This is a genomic window from Streptomyces orinoci, from assembly GCF_003121295.1.
In the GTDB taxonomy this organism is placed as follows: domain Bacteria; phylum Actinomycetota; class Actinomycetes; order Streptomycetales; family Streptomycetaceae; genus Streptomyces; species Streptomyces orinoci.
In genome coordinates this window covers 18,130-34,846 of sequence record NZ_PHNC01000033.1, presented here as the reverse complement: position 1 = coordinate 34,846, position 16,717 = coordinate 18,130, and the positions used below count along the sequence as shown (strand labels likewise).

At 68.7% G+C, this 16,717-nt stretch carries 15 protein-coding genes; 6 read left to right on the top strand and 9 right to left on the bottom strand.

Translation table 11 applies throughout. The features are described 5' to 3' along the window. Positions 1 to 399 (bottom strand): hypothetical protein, encoded by a 399-nt coding sequence (locus CV755_RS31170; protein ID WP_109283893.1) that lies wholly within the window; start codon positions 397 to 399, stop codon positions 1 to 3. A gap of 970 nt (positions 400 to 1,369) precedes the next feature. Then, positions 1,370 to 2,224 (bottom strand): helix-turn-helix domain-containing protein, encoded by an 855-nt coding sequence (locus CV755_RS31160; protein ID WP_109283888.1) that lies wholly within the window; start codon positions 2,222 to 2,224, stop codon positions 1,370 to 1,372. A 203-nt stretch (positions 2,225 to 2,427) separates the two neighbouring features. Here CV755_RS31160 and CV755_RS34405 point away from each other — a divergent pair, with 203 nt between their 5' ends. The 3 genes from CV755_RS34405 (at position 2,428) to CV755_RS31150 (ending at position 3,633) form a co-directional block, all read left to right on the top strand. Continuing rightward, entirely contained in the window at positions 2,428 to 2,904 is a 477-nt protein-coding gene (locus CV755_RS34405) for an ATP-binding protein (protein ID WP_153068777.1), read from the top strand. Between the two features lie 251 nt (positions 2,905 to 3,155). Beyond that, on the top strand, positions 3,156 to 3,371 hold the full coding sequence (locus CV755_RS34400; protein ID WP_153068776.1) for a hypothetical protein: 216 nt from the start codon (positions 3,156 to 3,158) through the stop codon (positions 3,369 to 3,371). A 28-nt stretch (positions 3,372 to 3,399) separates the two neighbouring features. Next, complete coding sequence (locus tag CV755_RS31150) at positions 3,400 to 3,633, top strand: DUF397 domain-containing protein (protein WP_109283884.1); 234 nt, start codon at positions 3,400 to 3,402, stop codon at positions 3,631 to 3,633. Positions 3,634 to 3,695: 62 nt separating this feature from the next. Here the strand turns inward: CV755_RS31150 and CV755_RS31145 are convergent, their stop codons facing one another. The 7 genes from CV755_RS31145 to eccB all read right to left on the bottom strand — a co-directional run bounded on the left by CV755_RS31145 (position 3,696) and on the right by eccB (position 10,770). After that, positions 3,696 to 3,998: a WXG100 family type VII secretion target gene (locus CV755_RS31145; protein ID WP_109283882.1), complete on the bottom strand. Its 303-nt coding sequence runs from the start codon at positions 3,996 to 3,998 to the stop codon at positions 3,696 to 3,698. Between the two features lie 54 nt (positions 3,999 to 4,052). Next, positions 4,053 to 4,367 carry a WXG100 family type VII secretion target gene (locus tag CV755_RS31140; RefSeq protein WP_109283880.1) on the bottom strand — a complete coding sequence of 105 codons (315 nt, stop codon included), beginning with the start codon at positions 4,365 to 4,367 and terminating at the stop codon, positions 4,053 to 4,055. Positions 4,368 to 4,464: 97 nt separating this feature from the next. Beyond that, complete coding sequence (locus tag CV755_RS31135) at positions 4,465 to 5,670, bottom strand: S8 family serine peptidase (protein ID WP_241561507.1); 1,206 nt, start codon at positions 5,668 to 5,670, stop codon at positions 4,465 to 4,467. Positions 5,671 to 5,783: 113 nt separating this feature from the next. Then, positions 5,784 to 7,301: a WXG100 family type VII secretion target gene (locus CV755_RS34395; RefSeq protein ID WP_153068775.1), complete on the bottom strand. Its 1,518-nt coding sequence runs from the start codon at positions 7,299 to 7,301 to the stop codon at positions 5,784 to 5,786. A gap of 20 nt (positions 7,302 to 7,321) precedes the next feature. Next, the gene (locus CV755_RS31125; protein ID WP_153068774.1) at positions 7,322 to 7,768 is read right to left on the bottom strand and encodes a hypothetical protein; all 447 of its coding nucleotides are present in this window, start codon (positions 7,766 to 7,768) and stop codon (positions 7,322 to 7,324) included. A gap of 110 nt (positions 7,769 to 7,878) precedes the next feature. Beyond that, positions 7,879 to 9,171 carry a type VII secretion-associated serine protease mycosin gene (mycP, locus tag CV755_RS31120; protein ID WP_422070617.1) on the bottom strand — a complete coding sequence of 431 codons (1,293 nt, stop codon included), beginning with the start codon at positions 9,169 to 9,171 and terminating at the stop codon, positions 7,879 to 7,881. 3 nt (positions 9,172 to 9,174) lie between these two features. After that, a complete protein-coding gene (gene eccB / locus CV755_RS31115) occupies positions 9,175 to 10,770 on the bottom strand; it encodes a type VII secretion protein EccB (RefSeq protein WP_109283872.1) in 1,596 nt (531 codons plus the stop codon). Between the two features lie 135 nt (positions 10,771 to 10,905). On the opposite strand from eccB, the gene eccE reads away from it, so the two are divergent. From eccE to CV755_RS31100, 3 genes are all read left to right on the top strand, one after another. Continuing rightward, entirely contained in the window at positions 10,906 to 12,249 is a 1,344-nt protein-coding gene (eccE, locus tag CV755_RS31110; protein WP_109283870.1) for a type VII secretion protein EccE, read from the top strand. Next, positions 12,249 to 13,031: a hypothetical protein gene (locus CV755_RS31105; RefSeq protein WP_109283867.1), complete on the top strand. Its 783-nt coding sequence runs from the start codon at positions 12,249 to 12,251 to the stop codon at positions 13,029 to 13,031. Before eccE ends, CV755_RS31105 begins: the two co-directional genes overlap by 1 nt. Positions 13,032 to 13,856: 825 nt before the next feature. Beyond that, positions 13,857 to 16,700, top strand: coding sequence for an SCO5717 family growth-regulating ATPase (locus CV755_RS31100; RefSeq protein ID WP_109283865.1), 2,844 nt, complete (start codon positions 13,857 to 13,859; stop codon positions 16,698 to 16,700). The last annotated feature ends 17 nt before the right edge of the window (positions 16,701 to 16,717 follow it).

Genomic DNA, 16,717 nt, shown 5'->3' with positions numbered 1-16,717 from the left:
CTACTTCGCGTAGTCGTCGATCTTGGAGCGGTTACGAACCGCGTCGAACGACTCTTTGGTCGTGGTTTCGTTCTCGCCGAAGCCGATGCCGGCCTTCTTCAGCTTGCCGTCGAGATCGCCGCACTCATTACGAACAGCTTCCAGGCGGCTCTGCCAACCGCCCAGGATCCTGCCCAAGGTTGAGGCGCTGGCGAAACCCTCGGTCCCCGACTTGATGCCGTCGTGGCCGTGCTCCAGATCAGTCAGTGCCGTCTGCATCCCCTGCCGCAGCTCGCCCGCCACCCCACCGGCATCGGTCCACGGCCGCACACTCGCCTTGTGGGTGCCATCTCCTCTGGACGCCTCGGCAGAGGCCAGTTGTATTCGGGTGTCCTGCTGAACTGCGGGCTCCGACATCATGCGGTCTCCTCGTCGCGAATACAGCGGTGTTGTGCCAAGCGGCAAGAAGAATACTTTCAGCTCCGCTACGTCGGGACAGGCGTGATGGGAAACACGTCGCGATGCCGCCATTACTGTACTCGCGGGCTTGCCTGAGAGCGCTGGGCCCCCTTGCGGACATATCTCTGTACGCTTTATACGCAGTTGCGCCCATTTGTGGCATGCGACGATAAGTGCCTGGCCTCACTGGCGCGTTCGGCGTGAGTGATCGCTTACGACAACGTCCGCCGGTACCAGGCCAGTTCGACACCGCGCTTGCCCGGGTCAGGCAACTGGGTTGGATGGACTGGGTCTCTCAGCCGAGCAGGACCAGTGACAGCCCGGCCACGGGCCGGCTGAGCAGTTCAACAGCAGGAGCAACTGGAGCGGCTTCGGCGTCGAGAGCACCACTCAGCTCCTGGTTACCTGCGCCGACGACCTCCGGACCTGGTCGACCGGAGCCTCGCCGGAGACCAGTCCGGTCATGCGCACCCGACAGCAGATGTAAAGAGGTGAACCAGTCGGCGTTCGCCTCGACGAACTTCCGGGGCGAGGCGACAATTGGATTACAGCCGTTGTTCCAAGCCAGCCTTCATGGCCTGCAGCCGAGTCCGCTCAAGGTTAGCCCTCCCGGCGCCGGTCAACCCGCCGCCCTACGCGTACCTCACGACACAGTGCTACGGAAGCCGACCGACCGCTGTCAGACACTGAACGACACCACTCGATCAAGTTCCGTAGAGCAGATCAGAGGAGGTGGTCCAACTCTCCCCGTTTGGCCGCCTCAACGAAGTTGCGGAGGCTGGTGCGCGTAGTGCTGATCAACTCCTCTGGATGGGCGGTCTCCCGCAATATGAGGTCGCCGCTCGCCGTGTGGCCTATCTGGATGCAAGAGTTGCCGCCATTGCCGCCACAGATCGGGGCTTGCCATCTAATGTCGGACATCGTGCGCCTTTCAGAGTTGACGGATGATGGAATGGATGAGATCGCGAGAAGCTCCCGGAAGCAGCGAGCACATTTCCGTCTCGTCGAGCAGGCGTCGGTACCCCGCCAAGTCGGCTGCAGAGTCGACGAAAACAGCTCCGTGGTAGTTGTCCAGCTGAACAGTATCCAGCTGAGGAACCGGCCCGTGGGCATAGAAGATAGGTTGCCCTGGTCCCGCGAAGCCGTCGGAGGCGAAAGCGAGAACGCGCAGAATGATGGTGTCGCGCTCACTCATCTCCAAGAGGTGAACCAACTGCCTGCGAGCGACCTTCACCCCGCCGAACTGCATACGCAAGGCAGCCTCGTGGATGATCGCAGTGAATGGGGGCGCGGGCTCACGTAGCGTCAGAATTTCCTGGCGGCGCATGCGATGGGCGACTCGTAGCTCGATCTCCCGAGGCGACAGCCCCGCCAATGACTTTTCAAAGACTGCGCGAGCGTGTTCCGCAGTTTGCAACAGACCCGGAATGTGGACCATCACGAACATCCTCATGGCGTTCGCGTGATGCTCCAGCTCAGCGACGTCCTGAAAGGCTGGGGGCAGCAGACCCCTGTAGGACTCCCACCAATGCCGACCACGGTCCTCTGCCATGTTCGCGAGAGCTTCAACGAGAGCAGCATCCGCACAACCGTACTTGAGGGCCAGCGTACGTACACGGTCGGAGCTGATGCCAAAGCGGCCGGATTCGAGGTTGGGGATGCGGGTGCGGTCAACGCCGAGTAGCGCCGCAGCCTCTTGCGTCGTCACGCCGGCAGCTTCCCGCAACCTGCGGAGTTCGGCGCCGAGTCGGCGTTGTCGAACAGTGGGGGCGCTCCTCGGTGGCATGTCACCTCTCCTGGGTTACGGCGCACAGTCTGCCCCCAGGCGGTCGGGGGATCCATCCAGTAGCAACGTTCTCAGAACACGTAGCACGGTGCGACAAGCTTGCGCTACGTTCAGTACTGCCTCGATCACGCAGAGCGGTGCACCGGCAGGTATCGCCCTGCCTGCGTTTGGCGTTCCCCCTGTTGTGGCACTTGGAGACCCCCATGAACAACAGTCCCTGCCCTCCCAACTCCTCCCACGCACTCAAGCCGACCCCCGCCAGCCTCAACTACTCCTTCGGTCTGCCCGCGAGTACCTACTGCCTGGCCACAACGCGTGAACTCGTCCGGAAGCTACTCGAGGCACACGGTTTGGCCGAGATGGGCGATCTCGGAGTGCTCGCCGCATCCGAACTACTCGCCACTGCCTGCGCGTTCACGCCAGGGAGGGACGCGCATCTGTCGATGCGGTGGCGGTACGGCACGCTGCGGCTCACCGTCTTCGACGAGCACCCGGCGCACGGCGCACAGGCCGCGGCCGTATGCCGGGAACAGCGGCGCAAGGCACTGTGGGTGGTAGAGGCGCTGGTTGACAATTGTGGCGGAATCTGTGGGGTGGAGGAGGCGCGAGCGCCGCTGAACGGGGGCAAGATGTGGGCCGTTTTCCCGCGGGAGGCGGCGCGGAACTACGCACGGATGTGACGATCCAGCGTGAGCTGGGCGACTGAACTCACGCGACCGGCGGAGCCGGAACAACTCCGCCACTCGGCGCGTCTGCTGATACAGCACCGGTGGCGTGTCCAGGCCCTGGTTAGCAGCCTGAAGCTGGGCAGGACACCCAAGTGGTAGGCGCCGGCACTGACACGACAGCCCGCCTCGGGCGGCGGCCGGCATGCTGGACTGACCAGGTGCGAACGTCGCCGCCGACCACTCTCTGGAGCCGGACGGCTGCCATGCTGATCCTCGTCGCTCTCGTCTTCGATCTCGCCATGCTCCTCTTCATGGTGCCGGAACAGGCCGTCCGTGACCACGCTCGGGGGCATCGCAGCCGTACCGCCGCGGCGGTCGGCACGACCGCCGCGGGCCCGTTCGACAGGCTTTCGCCGAAACGGTCTCCCCCACGGCTTGGCGCAGTACGCTGCTGGCAGATCAATTCACCAGCCAGCTAGGCAGATTCGGGTAGGGAGTCCTGGAACCATGGCAACCCAAGAAGAGACCGATGCCCTGTACGCGATGGACATCTCCGGCGTCGAGTGGCTGAGCGCACCCGACAGCCCGCCGGACCTGCCGCGTGTGGAGATCGCGTACTTGCCGGGTGGTGCAGTGGCGATGCGGTCTTCGGAAGATCCGGATACGGTGCTGCGCTACACGGAGTCCGAGTGGCGGGCGTTTGTCCTCGGGGTCCGGGACGGGGAGTTTGACCTGACGTGAGTACGCCGGAGGGCGGGCAACCATGCAGCCGGCTGCCCGCCCTCCGCTTGTCCGCGGCCGGTTCAGAGCTGGAACAGCGCGGCAGCCTTCTTGTCCGTGATCTGGTAGTGCTCGCTACCCGACTCGACCAGCTTGGCCACCTTCTCCAGAGCAGCCTTGATCCGCTCTGCCCGCTGATGAAACACGTTCTCGGCATGCTTCATCGCTTCGTGGGCCTCGCCCACCCAGCCCTCGGACACTTTGTTGACGGCCTGCTTCATGGTCTCAAGCTCCGTGGCCAGCGTGTTCGCCGCATCCCGGATGTCTTTGGCCGTATGGGTCAGGGCCTCGTAAGTTACCGCGATCTCTCCGCCATTGCCTGCCATGGGGTCCCCCACTTCTCTGGTGTTGATTTGATCGATCTTGGGAAAGAGGCTGGCTCAGTAGTGGTCGAGCGCGCTGACGCCCTTCATCGACGCAGCGATGTCACCGTCGTTGGCCCCGCCCATGGTGTGCGTCTTGCCCACTGCTTCACGGATTTCCTGGATCAGCTTGTTGACGACCATGTGATCCTCATTGAGCTCCGTCTGGGCCTGCTGGAAGGCCGCGTGGGCCTGCCCCTTCCAGTTCCCTTCGACCGCCAGGATGGCAGACTGCAACTTCTGCACGTTCTTGTTGAACGCCTCGATCGCGACATCGATGGTGCTGGTGAATTGATTAAACGCGTCCTCTGAGATCTTCTGCTTTGAAGACATGCCCCACCTTCTCACTGGTTTGGCGGCGAATCACCGGGATTCGCACTCTTGCTGTTGCTGCGGAGGGCGCAATGCCCTTGCAAGCGGAACTGGTTGGCTACTGGTCCCGCCACGCCCCTCCCATGGGCGGTATCTGCGGCGCCCCGGGATGGGGCGGCTGTGACACCGTCGCTCTCCGTCGTCGGGCGATCAGGAAGGCGGTGGTCGCCGCGATGACGACGGCCACTGCGCTTCCGATGCCGATCCAGGTCATGAGGTGGCCGCTGCTGCCGCTTGACGCGGATTCAGCGGCCGAGTCTACGTCTGCTTTGTGGGTGGCCGATCCCTTGTCCTTACCGAGGGTTGCCGGAGCACCGGCGGAGGACTGGCCGTGAAGCTCCGCCTGCGCCCTGGGCAGCGGGTTGACGTCGGCCGGGCCCGGGTCGCCCTGGCCTTCAAGGAGCACCTTGCGGGGACGGACGATGCCGTAGCCCAGGTACTCGCTGGGTACTTGACCGTCGCTGGGCTTGCCGGCGGTTTCCATCATGACGCGCAGGACCTGGTTGTTGGTCCACTCTGGGTGCTTGGACCAGATGAGGGCGGCGGCGGCGGAGGCGAAGGCGCTGGCGGGGCTGGTTCCCTTTGCCAAGCAGTACTGGCTTCGGTCGTCCTTGCAGTGGCCGACGACGTCCTGGCCATAGGCAGCGAGGGCCAGCTGCGGTCCGTGCGTGGAAAATTTGGTGACGTCCCCGTTCCGGTCGATTGCCCCTACGGACACCACTCCGGGCAGAGCGGCCGGGTAGGAGGCCATATTTCCGTTGTCGCCGTCATTGCCCGAACTGGCAAAGACCAGGCTCCCCTTCTGCAGCGCATAGTTCACGGCCTGCTGCACATCGTTGGCCTGTGTAGAAGCTGCAGGCCAACCCATCGAAATGTTGATTACCTGGGCATGTTGGTCTACCGCGTACCGGATGCCTCGCGCCATCGCCTCGCCGCCGATCCTGTCGAACTTGACGGGCAGAACCTTTACTCCCGGTGCGATTCCTTGAATGCCACCGCCGCTTCCATCACCGGCAATAATTGCGGCCATGTCTGTGCCATGGCCTTCCATGTCCTTGAGCGGCCCTGTCGGATGGCTGGACAGATCGGCTCCGCCGACGATCTGATGACGTAGCTCGGGAAGCGTGGCGTCAACTCCGCTATCGAGCACGGCCACAGTGATGCCCTTGCCCGTACTCACCTTCCACATGGCCTCAGCCTGCATGTCGTCGAGATACCACTCATGTGACCGGACGTCGGCCATGGCAGTGGATGCGGCGCTCATCTGAAAGAGGAGCCCAAGCCCGAGCGACGTCAGCGCTATCACTGAAGGTCGCTTCAATCTGCTAGATCTCAGAGGCATTTGACTTGGGTCTCCTAATCAAGGTGGCAGTCTGCCTACTTGATGACGGGCGGCGCCGTCCGCTGCGTAGTGCCGGTGTCGCTCTCCTCTTGCTCCGTCTGTCGATTCAACCGCTTCCGTTGCATGTCTCGTCCTGCATCGCCTGAGGACTGACTATTGCGGCGCACGTCGCCCGTATGGTCTTGCCGCACCAGGCCCGTGCCACCGGTCGTGAACTCGGCTCGCCCCTGGGCTGAGCGCGGAGCACGAGCAATGCCACCTGGCTCAGATGCGAGTCTGCGTACCGCGCCTCTATTCCCCGAGACTCCACCAGTCCCCGAGACCGGATGCGCGCCTGCCCCCATGGGGCCGCGCGGCAGGGCGCCGGATTCCTGGCCCACCACATTGCTCTGGGTGAATCGCCGGACACCGCCCCCTTGCCCGCCGACGGCCCCGGGGCTCGAAGCACCGACCCCGCCCGTGCCTATTGGGCCATGTGCACCAGGCAGCGGCTCAGCACCGATGACCGTTGCACGCGGTAGCCGTGGTGTAGCGGACGAACCACCGGGCCGACCGGGCAAGCCACCCACCACTTCACCTCGCATGCCTGTCACTGGTCTAGCGCTACGGGAGGTTCCTGGGCCGCTCTGCGGCACCTTTTGTCCAGGCAAAGGCTCCGGAGGCAGCATGTTGGGCCTCTTCGAAGACGGCAGGTCCAGCGGCGCAGGAGGCAAAGGCACCGTAGGCAGACGGTTCACACCGGTCGGATGGACACGGGTATCGCCATCAGGAAGCGGCGCAGGCGGCTGCGTTCGAGTTCCCTCATGGGAAGGCAGGGTGGCCGTCGAATCAATATGGGTACCAGTCGGATGACTCGGCGGGGCGTCTGAACCCATGGGGTTCTTCGAGCTGATCTCCCTTGAAGGGCCCACGGCACTGTCATGACCCGTCGGCCGGACGACATTCGAGGAGCGCATTGCTGCAGCATCATCATTCGCGGCAGATGCACCCATTCCGGACGCAGGCTCGCTGAGGCGTGTCTGTGGGCCATCCTCTTGCACCCAACCATCCGGCATAGGCGGAAAGTTCGGCTCCTTCAGCTTGCCGAAATCCGCCAGCGAAGCCGAGTAATGCGAATCCACCGCCTCCAGCGCCTGGATCGCCGCCTGCCGCTTCTGCTCGACCGGTGCCTTGCTCGCCTTGTCTAGGTTGGGGTCCGCGTAGCACATTTCCGCCGCCGGCGGCAGCTTGCTCTTGCCTGCGTCGATGCCTCTGCCGACGTTTCCGATCGCGCTGCTGGCGTCCTTCACGTAGTCGGCCATGCGGTGGGTCTCGTTGGCCATGTCGGCGCCCCACTTGCGGAACGCCTCGGCGCCCTCGCCCTCCCACTTGACGTTGTCGACGTGCGCTTTGAGCTCCTCGGCCAGGGCGGTGAGGTCGGCCTGTGCCTTCACCAGGGCTTCGGCCGCCGAATACATCGGATGGGCCTTCGCATTCGCCAGCATGGCGCAGAGCTGCTCGTAGGAGTAGCCGCTGAAGGGTGAGTTGTCGCCTTTTCCGGATGTGTTTGCCATGTTCTCCTCCGCCACCGGACTCAGGTCGCGCCGTGCTTGCCCTGGCCGACGCCGGGCGGGGTCTGATGTGTGTCGGCCGGCGGGCGGTAGTCGCTCTTCAGCTGCTTCTGAATGGCCCGCAGCCGCTCCGCGTACTTGGCATCGACATGGTCGTAACCCCGGTCGGCGATCATCGCGCTGATGCCCATGCCTTCGATCAGCATGCCAAGGGACTTGGACATCTCGGTCAAACGAGAGTGGACCTTGTCGTAAGCCTCGGCCACATGCGCCGCACTCGGCAGCGAGCCATAGGTCGCCGCGTCAATCTTCAGGTCGCCCATCGCCTTCTGCGATGCGGGTGACTTCTCCAGATTCGAGAGGATCTCGTCAAGACGCCCCTTGAAATTCCCAAGCGTCTCCGCTGCCTTGGCAAAATTCTTGCCGAACGGCGTGGACTGCGAGCCATCCCCCGATGCCCCCGAACTCACCGTGCCTCTCCCCTCCAGCACCTCAACTGCCAGGCCCTCACTTTAACCACACTCCATGTGGCCACCAACCACATTCCCGTCAAGGGTCCGCGACGGTTCGGAAACAGGTTTCATGCCGAACCACCACCACGGGGCGCCGTCTCAACTCCCCTTCGGCGCCGCCAGTCGCGCAGCACCACGGCGGTGCCCGCGATCACGGCGACCAACAGGCCCGTGGCGCCCAGTACATAGGTGGCCAGGCGCTCGCGGCGCTGCTCGGGGGTCTCGCCCAGGGCGAGGGCCGCCGGCTCGGGGGCGGGTACGCCGCGGGCCGGGTTCTTGTCGACGGTCACATGGTTGATGGGGTGGGCGTCGTCCGTCAGGGCGCGTACCGGGTCCACCACTCCCCAACCGATGTAAGGGTCACGGGAGTTGCCGGGGCGTTCCGCGGTCTGTTCTATCTGGGCGACCACCTGGTTCTGTTTCCAGTCTGGGTGCTTGGCCCGGATGAGGGCGGCGACGCCTGAGACATAAGGTGCGGAGAAACTGGTTCCGTTGTCCACGCACTGGCCACCGCGCGGCACCGTGGAGACCATCTCCACGCCGGGCGCGGCGACTCCGATGAAGTCACCGGCCTGGGAGAAGGGGGCCCGTTCGTTGTTGCGGTCGGAGGCGCCCACCGCCAGAACTCCGGGGTATGCGGCGGGATAGGTGCGTTTTTTGTTGCCGTCCATGCCGTCATTTCCGGCGGAGGCCACGACCACGATGTCCTTGGCCAGTGCTTCCTGCACCGCCTCTTCCAGCCCCGGATCCGGGCCGAGGCTACGGGAGTTGCCGTCGCCGACGGTGTCCTGGGAGATGTTGATGACGTCCGCGCCGTCCTCGATGGCCTTTTTGATGCCGTCTGCCAGGGTTTTGGAAGTGCCCGTTCCCTTTTCGTCGTTCTGGCGGATGGAGATGATGACGGATTCCGGGGCCAGGCCCACAAAACCGGTTTCCGGCCGCATGGGGCGGGCGGCGATGATGCCCGCCACCTTGGTGCCATGGCCGACCACGTCCTTGGTCTGGCCGGCGTCCGGATCCTTGGGTTTGGACAGCAGGTCGGCCCCGGCCTTGGCATCGACCGCGTTCCTCAGCTGGGGGTTGGAGATGTCCACGCCAGTGTCGATGACGGCCACTCGTACCGGCTTGCCCTTGGCGTCCTTGCCCTTGGTCTGCTGCCAGAGCTGGTCGAGTAGAACCCGCTGAAGGGACCAGGGAGTTCCCTTGATCGGCTTGGCGGGGTAGGTGCACTCACCGCTGCCGGCGAGCGCCAGCGGGGCGGGCATGGGGCGAGGGGCGGCGGCCGTGGTGGTCAGGGCCGTCAGGGCCAGCAGGGCCCCGGCGGCCCCGCGCCGTGCGTTGCGGAGTCTGGTCACCGTCACCTCTTAGGCGCCCTGCGGCTGTCGCGCGCTGTTGGTGTCCAGCCGCGGACCGGTCGGCAGGAAGGCCGACCAGTTGGCGGGCACCGGCACCGGGTTGACGTCCTTGTAGCCCAGCCTGGTCTGGGCGTTGGAGTCCTGCTGGGCCGGCGCCGGGGTCTGCTGCTGGTCGGGTTCCGAGCCGTCGTCACCGCCGGGCGCGGCGGTCTTGTCGGCGCCGATCTTCGATTTGTCGGTGGCGCTGTCGTTGTTGGACTGCACGCCGTAGCGCAGCCCGGTGTCGGTGATCAGGAAGAGCGAGCCGCTCTTGGTCTGGTGACCGGTCACCTGACGGTAGAGCAGCCCGGAACCGGGCGTGACATAGGCGCTGGTGGCCCCGTCAGGAATGGTGGCGGGGTAGTCGGTGCCCGCCCAGGTGGCCAGTTGGGGGGTGCCGGAGGAGCTCATTCCGGTGAGGACGGAGCAGACGGTGTTGGCGCTACCGCCGCCGGTGTCCATGGAGTTGACCTGCTGCGGCACGCTGGCCGGCCACTGGTTGGCCCCGGCGAACTCCTCGTCGGCCGGGGTGAAGGCGGCGGCGCTGACCCGCTCCGGGGTGCCGGCCTGCCCCAGGGAGGCCAGTTTGCGGCTGCTGAGCAGCAGCTTGGCGACGAACTCCGAGACCCGCTGCACCTTGCCCGGCAGCACCACATAGTCCTGGGTACCGGTGCCGGTGGGCGCCTGGAGCACCATGCCCACCTTGTTGGCGTTGCCGGGCAGGGTGGAGATGCCCGCGTTGGCGCCGACGGGGCCGGGGACCTCGGGGAAGACGATGGGCGTGCCGTTGTGGAAGGTGTCCAGCCAGTCCTTGGTGACGCGCTGCGGCCGGGCCCCGTCCTTGAAGATGGAGCGCAGCAGCAGGTTGTGCTCGGCGGGGCTCGCCGACTGCCAGTCCGGGCCGCCCAGCAGGTACTTGGTGCCCTGGGGGTCCACCAGGTAGCGGGCGTCGTCCGGCCCCTGCACATAGAGGGCCTGGCTGCCGTGCAGCCGCTGGGAGCCGGTGAGCTTCTTCAGCTTGGGGTCGCGGTCGGCGAACACAAAGACGGCCTTCTGTGTGGTCTTGCCGTTGCCGCCGGGCTGTTCGCACACCGCCCACTGCTTCTGCTTGCCGGCCTCACCGGCGCCCGGCATGCGGTCGGGCGCATAGGGGATGCCGATCGTCGGACCGCGCGGGATATGGCCGTTGTCCAGCTCGGACTCCTTGACCTTGATGACCGAGGACTTGTCCGGCGTCAACAGCAGTTTGGCGGAAGCGAAGTTGAGAACCGGGTGCAGCTGCTTCTTGCCGTCCGTCTCCAGCACCACATAACGGGTGGTGGAATCACTGCCGACGATGACATGCGCCGCGACATCGTCCCAGCCCTTGGGAGCGGTGGGCTTGAACATGCCCCAGGCCCCGAACCCGGCGACCAGCAGAGCGCCCACCACCAGCCCCGGCAGTACGGTCTTCAGCGGCCGCGGCGCCCCCTCCTCGGTACCGGTCGCCGACGGCTGGAGAAATGCGGCAACCGTCCGTTTCTTCGCAAAGGTATAGGCGTTGAGCTCATCCCGCCGTGATGCCATCTGTAGCTGTTTCTCCCCGGTTTGTCAGCCTCGGTCGCCTCGGTTGAGCAGGCCCCTGCCCTCGATCCCGTCGTAGCGGGAGCCTCTACTATGCCCGTAGCTGCGATTCGGCTCTTCAAGGGGGTATCGGCGGGAATGGCTGTGGCAACGCGCCTGCGGACCGGGGGTGGTTCGGCGAATCGGCAACGGCCGGTGCGCCGGGGCGACCGGCCCGGTACGTCCGCGACGGCGGCACCAGCGCCCGCCACGGCCGTGGTGCCGCGCACCGCTTCCCAGCCGGGCAGCATGGGGCCGGTGCGCCTGCAGCAGCTGGTGCTGATCGAGGTGGCCGCGGCCCTGGTCCTGGCCGCCTGGGTGGCCGGCCGGATGTGGCTGGTGCCCGCCGCGGTGCCGGCGGTGGTCCTGGTACTGCTGGCACTGGTACGGCGCGCACGCCGGCCGATCGTGGAGTGGCTGACCGCCTGGGTCGCCCTGCGCCGCCGCACCCGGCGGGCCCGCAAGCACACCGCCGTCGGCGCCGATCCCCGGCTGGCGCCGGTGGTGGAGTGCGAACCGGCGCTGTACACCGAGTCGTTCACCGACCGGGAGGGGCGCCGGATCGGCCTGATCGGCGACGGCACCTTTGTGACCGTACTGCTGCGTGTGGAGGCGGTGGACGTCCCGCTGCGCCCCCAACGGGTGGACAAGGCACTGCCGCTGGCCCTGCTGCGCGATGCGATGGACGCGGCCGACGTCCGGCTGGAGTCCATACAGGTGGTGCAGAACGCGCTGCCCGCGCCTGCCCCCTATCTGCCCGCCCAGTCGCTGGCCGCCCGTAACTACGCCCCGCTGCAGGCCCTCACCGGTGCCCCGGCGGTGCGCCAGACCTGGCTTGCCCTGAAGCTGGATCCGGAGCTGTGCCCGGAGGCGGTGGCGGCCCGCGGCGGTGGCCTGCAGGGCGCCCGGCGCTGTGTGCTGCGCGCGGCCGACCAGTTGGCCAGCCGGCTGCAGGGGGCCGGATTCCGGGCGACGGTGCTCGACGAGGACGAGCTGACCGCCGCCGTCTCCACCGCGGCGGGCGTCAATCCGGCGGCCACCGCCCAGGCCAGCCGCGCGGCCGCACCGGCCCGGCGCACCGTGGAGACCTCCCGTACCTGGCGCTGTGACGACCGCTGGCACACCGCCTACTGGATAGGCCGTTGGCCCCAGTTGGGGCCGGGCGCCACTCCGCTGCCCCAGCTGGCCGCCCTGCTGACCTCGCTGCCGGCGCTGTCCTCCACCCTGAGCCTGACCCTGGGACGGGGCCGGGCGCGGGGCGGACGGCACACGCCGACCCTGACCGGATATGTCCGGGTGTGCGGCCGCAGCGCCGATGAACTGGCCACGGTGCGCAGGGAGCTGGAGCGCGCCGCCCGGGGCGTCAAGGTCGGGCTGGTCCGGCTGGACCATGAGCAGGTGCCCGGAGTGCTCGCCACCCTGCCGCTGGGAGGAACCCGCTGATGACCACCACCTTCCCGGCCCCGGCCAGCGCCAGCGGCCCCGTCGGCACCCCTGCCGCCGCGGAGCAGGTCCGCGGCGGCAGGGCATGGCGCGGCTTCGGTCTGCTGGGCCCGCGCCGCGGCCGGCATGAGCTGGCCGCCGAGCAACTGGAGCTGCTGGGCCTGCCGGTGGGCGACGACGGCGTGGTCATCGGTACCGACGCCCAGGGCACACCGGCCGTGCTGGGGCTGTTCCGCCCCACGCCCTTCGATGTGGTGCTGGTCGGCGGCGCCTGGACGGCGCAGGTGCTGGCGCTGCGCACGGTGGGCATGGGGGCCCGGGTGGCGGTGGAGTCCGGCCGCCAGCCCTTGTGGACGCCACTGGTCCAGGGCGCCAACACCGGCCAGCAGTCAATCACTTTGCACGCCGTGGGCCGGGTCCCGCCGCAAGGGCCCTCGGTGCACAGCCCGGTGCTGGTCATCCGGGACTGCGGGGTGCGCCCGCCCCATGGGCGGGTCACGGTGGCCCCGTGGCAGGCCGTGGTGACGCTGCTGCCCTATCCGGGGCCGACCACGGAGCGTCTGATGACCCATGCGGATGTGGTGGGTGTGCAGCGGGTGTCCCCGGACGAGGCCCGCCAGATCGGCCGGACGATGAACCTGACGCCCGCGGATGTGGAGGCGCTGCCCGGCCTTCCGGACGGCGTCACGCTGTGGTGTACGCGCTCCTCGCGGACGTATGTCACCACCCAGCCCACGGACCCGGAGGCGGGGCTGCTGGGTACAGCGCGGCGGATGGACTGAGGGCTTCGGCCGAGAGTTTCGGCTGAGGGCGTCGACTGAGGGCGTCGACTGAGGGTTTCGCTTTTCGGCGTCGGCGTGGCCCCATGCCTGGCGGTTCGTGCTGTGTGCGGGCCGTGGTTGGGGTGGCCGGCCGCCGAGTGCCGCGTGCCCCTGGCGGGGCGGACGCCGCCGTTCCGTTGGCGGCGCATGGGGCGGTGGCGCCGAGGGGCCGCCCGCCCCATACCTGGGGTTTCGTCAGCGCGTGCAGGCCGCATGGGGCCGGTCGCGCGGTGCCCCGTGCCCCTCGCGGGGCGGGGCGCCCTGGCGGGCTCGTGGGGCGGGGCGTCAACTCGTCGGGGCCGCAGGGCCGGGCGGGAGCCGGGGGACGCTCGCATGAGTGATGTCGGCCTGGTGCAGGGTGACCATTCGAGGCCCCGGCAGGCCCCAGGGCGCTGAACGGGGCGCCGCATGGGGCGGGTTGGTCGGCCACCGTTCAGGCCCCATGCCGGGTAGCGCGCTCCGGCGGCCGCCGGGCCCCAGGCTGCCGCTCGTCCAGGCCCGGGGCCGGCGCTCGTCCAGCCGGGCCGGCATCCGGTACGTGCCGGTCCGATTCCGGAGCCATGGCGCCCGGGGCCGGTGGCGCACCGCACGGGCGTAAGGGGCCGACGGGCCTGCCGCGGTCTCAGTGATGACGATTAGTCTTGATGACTGTACGCACTTGAGGAGCCGGCGCCGGATCCCGCCCGCGGTGAGGTCAGTGGGAGTCCGGACGGCCGGACTACGGGAACGGCTCGCTCCCGGCAGGTGACTTCAACGGGGCGCCGGGCCACACCAGCAGGAGGCAATGTGAGCAGCGATCGGGACGAGATCCGCGCGGCCGGGATCACAGGCGGCGAGAACCGGTCCGACGCCGGTCACGAGCGGGACCCGGAGCAGGAGCACGACCGGACGGGCGAGTTCACCATCGACTACACGCCGCCCGCCTGGTACACGCAGACCACGCCGGGCGGTGAGACGCCGCCTCCGCCGCCCCCGCCCGTGGCCGATCCGTCGCCGGGCGTGGAGGCGCCCGCCCCGTCCCCCGGCAAGGACCGGGGGACGGTCCGGCTGTCCGCCGCCGAGCTGCTGAACGAGATCACAGAGCGGGTGGGGAAGCCGGAGAACGCCCAGGAACCGGATAAGTACGAGTCTGAGCAGGAGAGTTCCGCTTCGTCCGGATCGCCCACTTCCGCTGGTTCCCTTGAGAGTGGTTCCCCAGCGGAGGGTTCGGCCGGGAGCGGTTCCGCGGAGAACGGCTCGCCGGAGGATGGCGCGAGCGGCATGCTGCGCAGTGAGGGCACCATGCGGTTCTCGGCCTCCTCGCTGCGTGACCGGGCGGGGGCGGCGGAGGCCGCCGTTCCGGCCCCCCAGGCGCCCGCCATGGAGCCTGCGCCACAGGCCCCGGCCACCCCGCCGACCGCTCCGGAACCGTGGACTCCGCCGTCCGTACCGCAGGGCTCCCTGCCGCCGCTGCCGCCGGACTTCGAGCCCGCTTCGCCGACCCCGCCGGCCCAATGGGCCCCGCCGGTCCAGCCGGCTCAGCCTCCGGCGGTGTCCGGCGACTACAGCGCCCCGGTCCCGGCGAGCTCCGGTGCCCCGCAGGCCGCGTTCAACGCGGCACCGGCCCCGGCCGCCTCCGGCCAGGACCAGGCGGGCACCGCTCCCGCCACGGCCCCCGCTCCCCCGGCACCGGAGCCGGCGTCCGGCTCGGGCGGTTACGAGCTGGCCGCCCCGGCACCAGCCGCCGCCGAACCGGCTGCCGCGCAAGGCGGTTACGGCACCGCCGCGCCCGTCCAGCCGGCGGTTCCCGCGCAGCAGGCGCCCCAGCCGCCCGCCGTGGCGAGTGACGCCGGAGTCCCGGCTCAGCCGTCCCCCAACCCGGCCGCCGCACAAGGCGGTTACGGCGCTCCGGCAGCCGCGCCGGAGAGCTCCCAGGCCCCGTCCGCCGTCCCGTCGGCGCCCGAGGGCGCCATGGCACCGGCCGCCCCGAGCGCCCCGGCCCAGCAGCCTGCCGCCGCGCAGGAGGGCCCCGGCGCCCCGTCCCCGGCTCAGCCATCGCCCAACCCGGGCCCCACGCCGGGCGATTACGGTGCGCCCGGGCAGCCCGTCCCCAACCCGCCCGCGGCGCCGGGCCCTTACGGCGCTCCGGCGCAGCATGGGGCCGGTGCCGGCGCCCCCCAGGGCCCGCACCAGGCGCCGTACGGTGCGCCGCATGGGGCGCCGCAGGGCGGTCCCGCCCCGTACCCCGGCCCCACGCCGCATGGGGCCTACGCCCAGCCCGTGACGGGCGCCGCGGAGGCGTACGCCCACCAGCGACCGGAGGGTCAACCGGCGGGCGAGGCGCGGCCGGTGGACCCCCGGCTCGGCGAGGCCGCGGCGCCCGTGCCGCCGGCGGATCCGCGTACCGGCGGCTGGCCGACGGTGACGCCCGAGCAGCGCCAGCGCTCCGTGCACGGGGCCCCGCTGGGCTTCACGGCGGCGGTGGAGCTGTCCTCGGAGCGGCTGCTGAAGAACAAGCCCAAGCCGAAGAAGCAGAGTTCGGGCAGCCGGTTCAAGTTCGGCGCCAAGAAGGAGGAGGCGGAGCGGCAGCGCAAGCTGGAGCTGATCCGCACCCCGGTGCTCTCCTGCTACCGCATCGCGGTCATCAGCCTCAAGGGCGGCGTGGGCAAGACGACCACCACCACCGCGCTGGGCGCCACGCTGGCCAGTGAGCGGCAGGACAAGATCCTGGCGATCGACGCCAACCCGGACGCCGGCACGCTGGGGCGCCGGGTGCGGCGCGAGACCGGGGCCACCATCCGTGACCTGGTCTCGGAGATCCCGCGGCTCAACAGCTATATGGACATCCGCCGTTACACCTCCCAGGCCCCCTCCGGGCTGGAGATCATCGCCAATGACGTGGACCCGGCGGTGTCCACCACCTTCAACGACGAGGACTACCGGCGGGCCATAGACGTCCTGGGCCGGCAGTACCCGATCATCCTCACCGACTCCGGCACCGGGCTGCTGTACAGCGCCATGCGCGGAGTGCTGGACCTCGCCGACCAGTTGATCATCGTCTCCACACCCTCCGTGGACGGGGCGAGCAGCGCCAGCACCACACTGGACTGGCTCTCCGCGCACGGCTACAGCGAGTTGGTGGCGCGGAGCCTGACCGTGATCTCGGGAGTCCGGGAGACCGGAAAAATGATCAAGGTGGAGGATATCGTCTCCCACTTCGAGACTCGCTGCCGCGGAGTGGTCGTAGTGCCGTTCGACGAACACCTCGCCGCCGGTGCCGAGTTGGACCTGGAGATGATGCGGCCCAAGACCAGGGAGGCGTACTTCACGCTGTCGGCCATGGTGGCCGAGGACTTTGTGCGGGCGCAGCAGGGGCTGTGGGGCGGCGCGCCCCAGCAGCCGCAGCAGCCCGGCGGGTACGGATACCCGCAGCAGGCCCAGCAGGCACCGCACCAGGCGCAGCAGCCGCAGGCGCCGGCTCCCGCGCAGCCGGGGCAGCCCATGCCGGGCCCCGGGCAGCCGATGCCGGGGCCGTACAACCCCTACGGGCAGCCCCAGCCGATGCCGCCGGCCGGATATCCGCAGCAGGGCGGGTGGCCCCAGCAGCAGCCGCCGCAGCAGCCGGGCGGGTACGGGTACCCGCAGGGCTGAGGCGGGTACGGCGCCGC

Coding starts and splice junctions, on each gene's coding strand:
- CV755_RS34400 (WP_153068776.1), top strand. CDS start 3,156: ATGCTGATCCTCGTCGCTCTCGTCTTCGATCTCGCCATGCTCCTCTTC.
- CV755_RS34395 (WP_153068775.1), bottom strand. CDS start 7,301: ATGGCAAACACATCCGGAAAAGGCGACAACTCACCCTTCAGCGGCTAC.
- CV755_RS31170 (WP_109283893.1), bottom strand. CDS start 399: ATGATGTCGGAGCCCGCAGTTCAGCAGGACACCCGAATACAACTGGCC.
- eccE (WP_109283870.1), top strand. CDS start 10,906: ATGGCTGTGGCAACGCGCCTGCGGACCGGGGGTGGTTCGGCGAATCGG.
- CV755_RS31105 (WP_109283867.1), top strand. CDS start 12,249: ATGACCACCACCTTCCCGGCCCCGGCCAGCGCCAGCGGCCCCGTCGGC.
- eccB (WP_109283872.1), bottom strand. CDS start 10,770: ATGGCATCACGGCGGGATGAGCTCAACGCCTATACCTTTGCGAAGAAA.
- CV755_RS31150 (WP_109283884.1), top strand. CDS start 3,400: ATGGCAACCCAAGAAGAGACCGATGCCCTGTACGCGATGGACATCTCC.
- CV755_RS31160 (WP_109283888.1), bottom strand. CDS start 2,224: ATGCCACCGAGGAGCGCCCCCACTGTTCGACAACGCCGACTCGGCGCC.
- CV755_RS34405 (WP_153068777.1), top strand. CDS start 2,428: ATGAACAACAGTCCCTGCCCTCCCAACTCCTCCCACGCACTCAAGCCG.
- CV755_RS31145 (WP_109283882.1), bottom strand. CDS start 3,998: ATGGCAGGCAATGGCGGAGAGATCGCGGTAACTTACGAGGCCCTGACC.
- CV755_RS31140 (WP_109283880.1), bottom strand. CDS start 4,367: ATGTCTTCAAAGCAGAAGATCTCAGAGGACGCGTTTAATCAATTCACC.
- CV755_RS31135 (WP_241561507.1), bottom strand. CDS start 5,670: ATGAGCGCCGCATCCACTGCCATGGCCGACGTCCGGTCACATGAGTGG.